General features: G+C 41.8%; 13 protein-coding genes. 8 read left to right on the top strand and 5 right to left on the bottom strand.

Going from position 1 to position 11,712, the window contains the following annotated elements; translation table 11 throughout:
- Nucleotides 1-7: 7 nt before the first annotated feature.
- Genes ABMY41_RS07905 through hisIE form a run of 3 tightly spaced genes read left to right on the top strand, consistent with a single transcriptional unit; the run spans nucleotide 8 to nucleotide 2,108 of the window.
- Nucleotides 8-742: a 1-(5-phosphoribosyl)-5-[(5-phosphoribosylamino)methylideneamino] imidazole-4-carboxamide isomerase gene (locus ABMY41_RS07905; protein ID WP_054563886.1), complete on the top strand. Its 735-nt coding sequence runs from the start codon at nucleotides 8-10 to the stop codon at nucleotides 740-742.
- Nucleotides 724-1,503, top strand: coding sequence for an imidazole glycerol phosphate synthase subunit HisF (gene hisF, locus ABMY41_RS07900; protein WP_349274453.1), 780 nt, complete (start codon nucleotides 724-726; stop codon nucleotides 1,501-1,503). Before ABMY41_RS07905 ends, hisF begins: the two co-directional genes overlap by 19 nt.
- Complete coding sequence (gene hisIE, locus ABMY41_RS07895; RefSeq protein WP_054552013.1) at nucleotides 1,494-2,108, top strand: bifunctional phosphoribosyl-AMP cyclohydrolase/phosphoribosyl-ATP diphosphatase HisIE; 615 nt, start codon at nucleotides 1,494-1,496, stop codon at nucleotides 2,106-2,108. The genes hisF and hisIE overlap by 10 nt, the downstream gene beginning before the upstream one ends.
- A gap of 33 nt (nucleotides 2,109-2,141) precedes the next feature.
- Here hisIE and ABMY41_RS07890 read toward each other — a convergent pair whose 3' ends face one another.
- The gene (locus tag ABMY41_RS07890; RefSeq protein ID WP_251601816.1) at nucleotides 2,142-3,032 is read right to left on the bottom strand and encodes a LysR family transcriptional regulator; all 891 of its coding nucleotides are present in this window, start codon (nucleotides 3,030-3,032) and stop codon (nucleotides 2,142-2,144) included.
- A gap of 111 nt (nucleotides 3,033-3,143) precedes the next feature.
- Between ABMY41_RS07890 and ABMY41_RS07885 the strand changes: the two genes are divergently transcribed.
- Together ABMY41_RS07885 and ABMY41_RS07880 are read left to right on the top strand one after the other, a co-directional pair.
- Nucleotides 3,144-4,331, top strand: coding sequence for an MFS transporter (locus ABMY41_RS07885; RefSeq protein WP_349274452.1), 1,188 nt, complete (start codon nucleotides 3,144-3,146; stop codon nucleotides 4,329-4,331).
- Nucleotides 4,332-4,527: 196 nt separating this feature from the next.
- Nucleotides 4,528-5,490: an alpha/beta hydrolase gene (locus tag ABMY41_RS07880; RefSeq protein WP_175081569.1), complete on the top strand. Its 963-nt coding sequence runs from the start codon at nucleotides 4,528-4,530 to the stop codon at nucleotides 5,488-5,490.
- Between the two features lie 107 nt (nucleotides 5,491-5,597).
- Here the strand turns inward: ABMY41_RS07880 and ABMY41_RS07875 are convergent, their stop codons facing one another.
- Entirely contained in the window at nucleotides 5,598-6,512 is a 915-nt protein-coding gene (locus tag ABMY41_RS07875) for an AraC family transcriptional regulator (RefSeq protein WP_349274451.1), read from the bottom strand.
- A gap of 176 nt (nucleotides 6,513-6,688) precedes the next feature.
- Here ABMY41_RS07875 and ABMY41_RS07870 point away from each other — a divergent pair, with 176 nt between their 5' ends.
- Complete coding sequence (locus ABMY41_RS07870) at nucleotides 6,689-7,180, top strand: cupin domain-containing protein (RefSeq protein ID WP_105181850.1); 492 nt, start codon at nucleotides 6,689-6,691, stop codon at nucleotides 7,178-7,180.
- 14 nt (nucleotides 7,181-7,194) lie between these two features.
- A complete protein-coding gene (locus tag ABMY41_RS07865; protein ID WP_062565934.1) occupies nucleotides 7,195-7,542 on the top strand; it encodes a cyclophilin-like fold protein in 348 nt (115 codons plus the stop codon).
- A 69-nt stretch (nucleotides 7,543-7,611) separates the two neighbouring features.
- Here the strand turns inward: ABMY41_RS07865 and ABMY41_RS07860 are convergent, their stop codons facing one another.
- The 3 genes from ABMY41_RS07860 to ABMY41_RS07850 form a co-directional block, all read right to left on the bottom strand.
- Nucleotides 7,612-8,991 carry a serine hydrolase gene (locus tag ABMY41_RS07860; protein ID WP_349274450.1) on the bottom strand — a complete coding sequence of 460 codons (1,380 nt, stop codon included), beginning with the start codon at nucleotides 8,989-8,991 and terminating at the stop codon, nucleotides 7,612-7,614.
- Between the two features lie 165 nt (nucleotides 8,992-9,156).
- Nucleotides 9,157-10,209, bottom strand: a complete 1,053-nt coding sequence (locus ABMY41_RS07855) for an NAD(P)-dependent alcohol dehydrogenase (RefSeq protein WP_349274449.1) — start codon at nucleotides 10,207-10,209, stop codon at nucleotides 9,157-9,159.
- Nucleotides 10,210-10,220: 11 nt separating this feature from the next.
- Nucleotides 10,221-10,643, bottom strand: coding sequence for a cupin domain-containing protein (locus tag ABMY41_RS07850; protein WP_349274448.1), 423 nt, complete (start codon nucleotides 10,641-10,643; stop codon nucleotides 10,221-10,223).
- Between the two features lie 187 nt (nucleotides 10,644-10,830).
- On the opposite strand from ABMY41_RS07850, the gene ABMY41_RS07845 reads away from it, so the two are divergent.
- The gene (locus tag ABMY41_RS07845; protein ID WP_349274447.1) at nucleotides 10,831-11,568 is read left to right on the top strand and encodes a hypothetical protein; all 738 of its coding nucleotides are present in this window, start codon (nucleotides 10,831-10,833) and stop codon (nucleotides 11,566-11,568) included.
- Nucleotides 11,569-11,712 lie beyond the last annotated feature (144 nt).

Raw genomic sequence — 11,712 nt, 5'->3', positions numbered from 1 at the left:
AATAAACGTGATTATTCCAGCACTCGATGTATTACAAAACCAAATTGTGCGCTTATACCAAGGTAAGTATGATACCGCACAATTTTACCCTTACGAACTTGGCGCACGCTTACAAGAGTATGCAAATAGCGGCGCAGGCAAACTGCACTTAGTTGATTTAGAAGGCGCGCGCGATCCAAATAAAAAACAGTGGCAGCACATTCAAGCTGCGACTAAAGCGCTTAATGTTCCTTATCAAGTGGGCGGTGGTATTCGCTCTGAGCAAGATGTTGCTGACTGGCTTGAAGCCGGTGCTAACCAAGTCGTGATCGGCTCAATGGCCGTTGAAAAGCGTGAGCAAGTACAGGCCTGGATTGAAAAGTTTGGCAGTGAACACTTTGTTATCGCACTAGATGTTAATAAAACTGACAACGGCTGGGCACCAGCAACACATGGTTGGTTAAGTGAATCTGAGTTTGGCTTGTTCGAACTTGTTGATTTTTACGTGGCACTGGGTGTGGTTGATTTTCTGTGTACTGACATCAGCAAAGACGGCACCATGACCGGCCCTTCGTTTGCACTTTATGAAGATTTAACCAACCACAACAGCGAGATTAAAGTTCAAGCATCAGGCGGTGTAAGCTCACTGGATGATATTGCAAAGCTGAAAAAACTGGGTGTTGGCGGTGTTATCTTAGGTAAATCATTGCTCGATGGTGCCTTTAATGTTGAGGAGGCGTTAGCATGTTATCAAAACGCATAATCCCTTGTTTAGATGTAAAAGACGGCCAAGTCGTTAAAGGTGTTAAATTTAAAGGCCATGAAGTGGTTGGTGATATTTTAACGCTTGCTAAAGCTTACAGCGATGCCGGTGCGGATGAACTGGTGTTTTATGAAATCAGTGCCAGCGTCGAAAAACGCCTACTTGATGTCAATTGGGTAGAGAACATTGCACGCCACATTGATATTCCATTTTGTGTGGCGGGCGGCATTAAATCTGTTGCTGATGCAGCACGTGTTTTAGAACGTGGCGCAGATAAAATCAGTATTAATAGCCCTGCAATTGCTCGCCCTGAGCTTATCAAAGAGTTACACAATGAGTTTGGTAAACAGTGCGTAGTTGTGGGTATTGATAGCTTTTATGATGAAAACACTGGCGAGTATTTAGTGTACCAGCTGACTGGCGACCCAAATGCATCAAGCCGTACTCGCTATAAAACCGAAGAATGGGTTAAGCGCGTGCAAGACCTAGGTGCTGGTGAAATCGTGCTCAATTGCATGAACCAAGACGGCGTGCGTAAAGGCTACGACAATGTTCAGCTATCAAAAATGCGTGCACTGTGCGATATTCCACTAATTGCATCGGGCGGCGCAGGTACGATGCAAGACTTTGTTGATGTGTTTCAACAAAGCCAAGTTGATGGCGCCCTCGCTGCCAGCGTATTTCACAAGAACGTCATTGATATTGGCGAACTTAAACAATTTTTAACTGATAATAATGTAGCGGCAAGACTATGCAATTAACCAAAGACACTCTTTCTCAAGTCGATTTTGCCAAAAGCGAATTGATCCCAGCTATCGTGCAAGACGCACGCTCTGGGGTGATTTTAATGCAAGGCTTTATGAATCAAGACGCATTAGCTGCCACTTTCGACAAACAAAAAGTAACCTTTTACTCGCGCTCTAAAGAGCGTTTATGGACCAAAGGCGAAACATCAGAAAACTACCTTGAAGTCGTTTCTGTGCACACCGACTGTGATTACGACTCACTATTAGTACTGGCAAACCCACTTGGACCAACATGCCACCTAGGCACACAAAGCTGCTTCGGCGATGATGCTAAACCTAGCTTGTCGTTTTTAGCTGAGCTTGAACAAGTGATTGTCTCGCGTAAAGACGATGACCCGAGCAAAAGCTACACTGCATCTTTGTTTGCAAAAGACTTAAGCCGTAGTTGCCAAAAAGTGGGTGAAGAAGGTGTTGAAGTTGCCCTTGCAGCAATGAAACATGATAACGATGAATTAACCAATGAATCGGCAGACTTATTGTATCACTTAACTGTGTTATTACAGCGCCAAGGCCTATCATTGGCTGATGTGGTGAGCTGTTTACAAGGCCGCCATAAGTAATAAATATAGAGTGTGGTATCTAAATACCGCACTCTATTGCTGTTTTAACGCTTCTAACACAATTTTAAATGCCGGAGACGGTTGCCTTCGGCTCGGGTAATACAAATAATAACCGGGAAATGCGGGGCACCAATCAGCTAACACTTTAATTAAATTACCATTTTTAATATGCTCACCAAACTCTTCTTCAGGTAGAAACGCAATACCTAACCCCTGTAACGCCGCCTCAACAATATGATGAGAGGTATTAAAGATTAATTGACCGCGTACATTCACATTGAGTTCCTCCCCCTCTTTTTCAAACTCCCACGCATATAAACCGCCATGGGTCGGAAAACGAATGTTGATACAATTATGTGCAGTAAGATCCTTTGGCGTGTTAGGCTTTGGATGCTTAGTAAAATACTCAGGGCTTGCAACGGCTGCCATATTGAGCTCTTTACCAATAGGCACTGCAATCATATCTTTATCTATAGTTTCGCCAAGACGAACGCCAGCGTCGATACGCTGAGCAACAATGTCTGTGTAGCCATAGTTAACATTAAATTCAATATTAATATCGGGGTATTGCTTTAATACATTGGCCAGTTTTGGGAGTAATGTGTTCTGAATGATAAAATCACCACAAGTAATTTTTACCGTGCCCGCAGGTTTGTCTCTGAGTTCAGTTAACGCTTCTAACTCATTTTCAATATCATCAAAACGATGCCCTATTGCATTGAGTAAACGCTCCCCGGCGAGTGTCGGTGATACGCTTCGAGTTGTTCTGGTTAACAAACGAATATCTAAATTTGCTTCTAGTGAACGAATAGCCTGACTCAAAGCTGACTGAGTCACGCCTAACTGCGCAGCAGCACGCGTAAAACTGCCAGTTCTTGCCACAATGACAAAATAGTTCAATTCATTGAGGTTTTGTTTGATCATCCACCAGCCTATTAATAAGTATTACTAATAAAGCATATTAGTATTCATTAGCTAGTCTATTCAACCTATGTCTGAAAAAATACTCCATCACATTTAACTGTATGGACTAGCATGACAAATTACTCAACCTATCAAGATGATCAGCCTATGGAGCAGCAAGCTAATTGGAGTGGGGTTTTTGCGATGACATTATGTATTTTCGCCTTAATAGCCTGCGAGTTTATGCCTGTAAGCTTATTAACACCTATGGCTGAAGATTTATCAATTAGTAAAGGCATGGTTGGTCAGGGGTTAGCAATATCGGGTTTTTTTGCGGTGGTCACGAGTCTATTCATGAGTCCTTTATTTGCTAAAAGTGATCGAAAAACCTTACTAGTCGCTCTAACCTTGATAATGCTACTGTCAACTTTAACAATCTCTGTAGCTGATAGTTACGCTGTTTATATGCTTGGTCGTGCGTTAATCGGCTTAGTCATTGGTGGCTATTGGTCACTTTCAACTGCTTCTGCAATGCGCTTAGTTCCCGAGGAAAAAGTGCCTAAAGCACTGGCAGTATTTAATGGTGGTAATGGTCTTGCCATGATAATTGCAGCACCACTTGGCAGTTATTTAGGCAGTGTTCTTGGCTGGCGAGGCGCGTTTATGTGTTTAGTGCCATTTATTGCTATTGCTGTATTTTGGCAATGGCAGGCTTTGCCTAGCATGCCAGCTCAGCAGCAATCAAAAGGACCTTTTTCTGCATTTAAGTTATTTAAAAAGCCACTCGTCCGTTTTGGTATGCTAGCTGTCGCGCTGCTATTTATGGGACAATTTACTTTATTTACCTATGTAAGGCCCTTTTTAGAGTCAGCGTTTCAAGCCACCAGCCAACAAGTCTCTATGGTGTTATTTGTTATCGGTTTTGCAGGCTTTATTGGCACCTTATTGATCAGCAAGGTGATAAAGCTCAGTTTAGCGTTTGCATTAATAGCAGCTCCTGCGGTTATGGCTTTAATAGCATTTTGTTTAGCTAATCAAATATCTCTTTTTAACATCAACATCGTATTACTTGGATTATGGGGGGTAATTGCAACTGCAGCGCCTGTTGCTTGGTGGAGCTGGGTAGCTCGTGCTTTACCAAAAGATGCTGAAGTTGCAGGAGGATTGATGGTAGCAATTATTCAATTTTCGATAGCACTAGGCTCAACATTTGGCGGTATATTATTTGATGTTTATGACTACCCTATTACCTTCTTTGTTAGCGCAGCTATCTTATTTTTTGCAGCTATTGCCAGCTATTTCACTATAAAAACACCCTAAAAAATCATTAGGTGGCTCATACTTGGGCTACCTAATGTTCATTTTAAGCACCTAAAGATACATTCGACACTTTTAGGCAATAAATCGACTGTTCTAATATAACGCCAAACTGCACAAATAACCGACAATAACCTCATCAAAGCTGCATTGTGAAAACAAATTGCAGTCCCTGTTAATCAAAAAATAGGAGAGAGTTATGACAACCTCAACTGATAATTTTTACCAAAGCGATGCTGTTAACTTTGAAAAAGTAATTTTCAAAAACCAATTACAAATGAATGTAGTCGGTAATCTTTTTACACCTAAAAATGCAGAGAAAGGTGCGAATCTTCCAGCACTTGTAATTGGTCATCCTATGGGTGCGGTAAAAGAGCAAAGTGCTACTTTATATGCAACTAAACTTGCAGAGCTAGGCTTTGTAACTTTGGCAGTTGATCTTAGCTTCTGGGGCGAAAGTGACGGCGAACCACGTAATACTGTACTACCTGATTTATACGCAGAGTCATTCAGTGCAGGTGTCGATTACCTTGCTAGCCGTTCATACGTCAACAAAGAAAGCATTGGTGGTTTAGGTGTATGTGGTAGTGGTGGTTTCATCATTAGTGCCGCAAAAATTGACCCACGTATCAAAGCTGTGGCAACAGTTAGTATGTATGACATGGGTGGCGCAACGCGCAATGGTTTAGGCAACTCTATTGATCTTGATATGCGTAAAGATATGCTGGATGAGGCTGCAGAGCAACGTAATGTTGAGTACCTTGGTGGCGAAGTACAATACACTGGCGGCTGCCCCCATCACATTGATGAAAGCTCACACCCAATTGCAAAAGAGTTTTATGACTTTTACCGCACTGAGCGTGGTGAATATACACCAGAGCGTTCATCAGCAGATTTAACAACACACCCAACATTAAGCAGCAATGTGCGTTTTATGAACTTTTATCCATTTAACGATATTGAGACTATTTCACCACGTCCATTACTGTTTGTTGCCGGTGAACACGCTCACTCATTTGAGTTTAGCCAACAAGCCTATGATTTAGCTGCTGAACCTAAACAATTATTGGTTGTACCAAATGCAGGTCATGTTGATTTATATGATGATGTGGGTTTAATTCCATTCACTAAAATTGCTGAATTTTTCAAAGCAAGTCTTTAACTAAAACGTGTCATGGTAACGAATGGGACATAGGGATATGCCCATTCGTTTTTTATACCAATTCGCTTAATTAACTATTATTGCCCATTGGTATTATATGTAGCCGGCTATTTAGCCGTTGCTAAAAACGCCTCAACATCTCGTTTTGGTGATAAACCAAAAAACCGAGAATACTCACGAGAAAATTGTGAAGGGCTTTCGTAGCCAACCTTAAAAGCAGCACCTGAGGCATCCATACTCTCGCCAACCATCAACCTTCTAGCTTCCATTAACCTTAAACGCTTTTGATATTGCAACGGACTCATTGAAGTTAGATCTCGAAAATGATGGTGGAAAGTCGATTTACTCATTTTAGCAAGACCCGCTAAGTCCTCTACACTCAAGGGTTGATCATAGTTTTCTTTTAACCACTTAACACTACGAGCAATTCTCAGCCCTTGGCTACCTGTTGACACTATATGGCGAAGCTCTGCCCCATGCTCACTGTTAAGTACACGCCAAAAAATTTCGCGTTTAATTAATGGCGCAAGCACTGGCATAGACTCAGGATCATCAACCAGATCAATTAATCGTGTAAAAGCGTTAAGTAGCGGCTCTGTCATCTCACCTAAGGTCATTCCCTTATTGAGTGATTGCTTGTTTAATTTGTCGAGCGGTATTTGCGAAATCAGTTCACCTAACATAGCCAAATCAAGCTTTAACACTAAGCCTAAATAAGGTGCGTCGTCTTTTGCTTCAAGAACTTGCATTTTTGCAGGCAAATCAATTGAAGTAATCAAATACTTGTGTGGGTCATACTTGAACAGATCTTCGCCCAAGGTCATGCTTTTTGCCCCTTGTAGCACCAGTGCAATACTTGGTTCAACCACACACATTGAACAAGAGGTGGCGGCCTGTGTTTGTCGATAAAAAAACAAATCCTCAATCACGCTATCAGCGGTTTCTTGCTGGCCAATAAGCGGCGCAATCTTATCTGCTAAAGCAGCGCTCATTTTAGCAATAGCATCATAATCTGAATGCATAACCAACCCAATTAAATTCAAGATACTTAACTATACGCTCGGTTATACAATATTGACCAGTGATAAATTTGCCGCCTCGGACTAATAGGCAATAACTTGCGTGCATTGTACTTTTTAAAGGCACAGTTTTTAGCCAAAATGAAGATTCGTTCGGTTACAAACACATGGAGAAAAGTATGAAGTATATTATCGGTACCCTTATCTTAACGATGAGTGCATTTAGTCATGCAGAAAACGCCTCTTCACAACGTTTAGAATTACCGCAAATCACAGTGCAAAAAAATGGCACTCAGTACCCAATGACTGGGCTCGACAAGTATTTCACGGGCAAAGTACGCGTCGAGCCTAGTTTCCAAGCTCATGGCGAAGCGAAAGCCGCTGGTGCCATGGTAACATTTGAGCCCGGCGCTCGAACAAACTGGCACACCCACCCTGTTGGCCAAACCTTAATTGTTACATCAGGTATGGGCTGGGTTAATCAGTGGCATGGACAACCTCAGGTTATAAAACCAGGTGACGTTGTACATATTCCTGCTAATGTTAAACATTGGCACGGTGCTACAGATAAAACAGCCATGATGCACTTAGCTATTCAAGAATCAAAAGACGGTAAGGTTGTTGATTGGTTAGAGCCAGTAACAGATAAGCAATATTTAAAAAAGCAGTAAAGATGGTAAGTGAAATGCAAATAAAGTTCACCAGTAACGGCAAAACTATGCAAGCGACTCTAGAAAGTAACAATGCCGCTAAGCATTTTTATCAACTTCTACCATTGACTTTAAAAGTAGAAGACTTCGCCAATGCTGAGAAAATTGCCACTTTACCAGAGAAATTAAATCTACAAGGCTTACCTGCTGGCACCGATGCCAACGCAGGAGACATCACTTATTACGCACCTTGGGGTAACCTTGCGCTCTTTTATAAGCAGCAAAGTTATGCAAATGGTCTTATAAAACTTGGCAAAATAACGGGCGATAGTCAGTTTTTTAAAAGTTTAGGCCAAGCGGATGTCACTATAGAGCCCTTGTAGTAGATACTAACTCTCCAGTTAGCAAAGCTGCTTCTGTACGCCACAAAGCAGCTTTTTTATTGCCTGACTTTATCTGCCCAGTGCTTTTAAAACATCACGAGCAAAATCATGCTCACTAAAGCCTTTAAGCCCTGCAAGGTCGTACCCTCGCCTAACAATCACTAACTGCTCGCTTGGAATGATCACTAAATATTGACCACGGTTGCCTCGCGCTGCAATGGTATCGTTTGGTAACTCAGGAAAACGTTCGTTATAAAGCCACCACTGTGCGCCGTATCCCGGTGCCGTTACAGAGGGTTGAGCAGGGGCAGGTTTACTAATATAACTTAACCAGTCTTTTGGTAATATTTGCTCACCTTGCCAGCGGCCATTATTCAGGTGTAATAGCCCCAAGCGAGCAAGATCCCGCGAAGTAGTCCACACTTGCGATGACAAAATAAAGTCACTTTGCCAATCTGACTCTAAAAACGTGTGCTGCATGCCGATTTTATCGAGTAAATTGTCATATGGGTAACGCAAATAGCTCGCTTCATCGTTGAACGTTTCTCGTAAGGTACGTAGCGCTAACATGGTGTCGTTATTGGCGTATTTCCAACGGCTACCAGGCTTTACTTCTAACGCAGTATGAGTCGCAGTATCAGACACTAAACCGCCGCCCATATAGACACGATCCGTACGATTGCCCGCTTTATTACTGTCTAAACCTGATGCCATGTGAAGCAAGTTTTCAAGGGTAATTTCGCCGCGTGGGTCAAGCGGGTGAGACCAGCTTTCAAGCCCCGTAGGCTTTGTAACATCAAGCCGCTTTTGCGCTACCGCCACACCAATAATGCTCGCGCCAATACTTTTTGCAACAGACCAAGTACGCTGGGCAGTTTCAGGTGTAAAACCTGCTTTATATTGCTCTGCTAGAATCGCATCAGGGCTTGCTATCAAAATTGCCGAAGTTCGTGCGCCTTCACCATAATGACGAGTAAAAGCCTGTGCAATAACCCCATCAAGCGCCTTATTGCCCGTCGCTTTATTAACACCATTTAGCATTTGCCAAGGCTTACCATCATCCTTTTGGTAGGCTAAGTTTTCTTTAAACGGTGCTTGCACGAGTTTTGCAGCTTTAAGGCTTGCCCCTACGGGTAAATCAACACAGCCTAAACGAGGCCGCCACACCGATATGCGCTGCTTATCTTTATCGTAATCAACAATGACTCGTTTGTGCTCAGTATCAATGTTAGCTTTTAGTGTTTTTACAGTGTCTGCTATTAAAGGGTAAATACCGGTAAGTTCATCTATATTGATTTGATCTTTGCTTTTGCCAGCGTTAAACGTGGCACTACAGGTAAAATTGGCGACGTACCCAGCGGCATAAGCGTTTAAAGTTGTATCTGTTTCTTCGCTACAAACAAAAAAGCTAGTGCACAACAACGTACTCAGGAAGGTTATTTTTTTCATTATTACTCCATGGAGGCCAAAGAGTTTAAGTTAGCAAAAGAAAAAAATAATGATATGTTTTTACGGCAGTATTCGCTCTTTAAGCGATAAATAACCGAATAAAAAAGGAACAACAAAAAACGCCATACTGGGTATGGCGTTTGGCTTACTCAATCTAAAAATTATTTAAAATGTCGAGGCATCAATTACATAACGATAGCGCGCTTTTTTCTCCACCACGCTTTGCCATGCATTATTGATTTCAGAGGCTTTGATTAACTGGGTTGCTGGCAGAATATTATTCTTAGCACAGTAATCAACAACTTCTTGCGTTTCTTGCATATCACCAATTAACGAAGCATTAAAGTTTACGCGGCTTGCAGCCAATGCTAATGCATTCATATTTAATGAAAACTCTTCTGGCATGCCCACTTGAGTGTACGTGCCGAATGGTTTTACTAATGAAGCATATTTAGCAATATCATATTTCACTGGCAAGGTATTAATTAAATAATCAAGCTGCGACTTATGCTCGTTGTAAGCGTCTTCACCGTCAACAACACCTACTTTATCGCCTTTTTTCAAGTTGAATTTAAGCAACGGAGAATACGTTGTAATGCCGGCACATAATAAAGGAGCAGCATGCTCTAAACTAATGTTTTCAGGAATATGCACTGCAAAATGATCGCGAACAACAATGTTATTCGAGTAACCACCTTGTGTTATACCTGTCGGTGAGCGCTCATCAGGGTAGCCATAAGTAAATTTTGTTTCTGGGCAATATTGCTCGCCTTGATCTTTACAGCTATTACAGTCAAGATAGCTATCAACCATACAGCCTACACCAGCACGGTCGCCCACTTTAAACTTAGTCACATTCTTACCGACCGCAGTTACAATACCTGCAATTTCATGACCTGGTACTTGAGGGTATTGCTGTGCGCCCCAATGCCCTTTCATCTGATGAATATCTGAGTGGCAAATACTGGCGAATTTAATTTCGATTAAAATATCGTTATCGCCTACTGGGCGTCTTTCGAATTCCCATGGTTTTAGTAAGCCTGAATTATCAAAAGCCGCATAGCCACGAGATTTTATATTGCCATTTGCAAGCTGCTCAGATGATGCTGCAAATGAAGGCGCCGCAAAGCCACCTAATAAAAGGCCTGCACCTAAAGCTGAACTCGTTTTAATAAAATTACGACGTGATAAGTCTTGCGTTTCATGTTTGTCACACATTTCAATGTACCTTATGCTAAATAATCTTCATCTGAAACAGCTTCGAACCAGTCAACAGGTTTACCATCGAATGCTTCTTGAACTGCTACATGCTTCATTGCACTATCAGCAGTCGCACCATGCCAGTGCCTCTTTCCGCAGTTACACCAAATTAAATCACCTGGATTGATGACTGTTTTCTCACCACCCTCACACTGTGTCCAACCTTGACCTTCTGTAACTAGTAATACTTGGCCGAGTGGATGAGAATGCCAATTTGTGCGAGCTCCTTTTGAAAACTCCACCACAGCAACACCAACGCGAGCAGGTGCTGGTGCATTAAATAAAGTACTAATTTGCACTTTACCTGTGAAACATTCTGCTGGCCCTGCAATTGGATCTTGAGAACCTGACTTAATTACTTGCATATCGTTTGTTTGCGCTGAATCACTCATATGTTTCTCCTTGGCTTGCTTAGGTTATGGTCTACTATTTCAGTCTAAAGCATAGTTAAAAACCATAAATGCCTGAAGCTCGCGCTTTCTTGCCTATTTGTGTAAAAAAGTTTTTAAAGCCTTTAAACCTTTTTTATCAGCACCTACGACTAAGCTAATAACACCACACATATGAAAGGGAAGAACCATGTTAAGTACAGTAAAAACGCTTTCACTCATTGCCGCAGGCTTATTATCAGCACAAACATTTGCTTGGGGTGATATGCCACTACAAGAAACTAAAAACCTAACGCTAGATGCAGCCTCATTAAGCGCTTTAAAATTAGAAACAGGCTCTGGTTTTTTACACATTACCGGTAGTGACAGTGATGAAGTAACCGTTAAAGCCGAGATTTATCAAGAAAAGCCTCATGATGAATACTGCTTAAACCTTGAAGCCAAAGGCAATAACGCAGCACTTAGTGCAGGCCAGTGCGATTACCACACCAATAAGCAAACTCGCATTGATTTAACCGTTGCTATCCCTCGCTCATTTAATGTAAATGTGCACGATGGCTCTGGTGAAATTATCATTAGCAAAGTTGCGAATACTGTGATCAACGATGGTTCAGGTTCAATTACCGCAAATGACATTACAGGCACATTAGAAATCAATGATGGTTCGGGTAGCATAGAGGCACGTAATATCAGCCGTGATATTAAAATTCATGACGGCTCAGGTAATATTGATGTTGCCAACGCACAGGGCAATATTGAAGTACATGATGGCTCAGGCGGTATCGACTTAAATGATATTTCGGGTGATGTTGTCGTTTCAGATGGCTCAGGCAGCATTCGCGTTGATACTGCAGCAAACTTTGAGTTACTAAGTGATGGCTCTGGCTCAGTAAAAGTAACCAACATTGCTGGTAAAACTAAGATGTAAGCCCACGCTTCACCGTTATTAGCAACTAAAATGCCTTCCTTTGCGAAGGCATTTTAAATTGTAATTACCAATCTTTATTAGCATTTTTACAAGGGCTTAGGTATCCTTTAGGAAACGTTTAAGGAACTGCTATTTAAAAGGATA

Source organism: Pseudoalteromonas sp. BZA4 (assembly GCF_040104395.1).
Classification (GTDB): Bacteria; Pseudomonadota; Gammaproteobacteria; order Enterobacterales; family Alteromonadaceae; genus Pseudoalteromonas.
The sequence above is the reverse complement of the archived record's forward strand: the minus strand, read 5'-3'. Positions and strand labels throughout refer to the sequence as shown.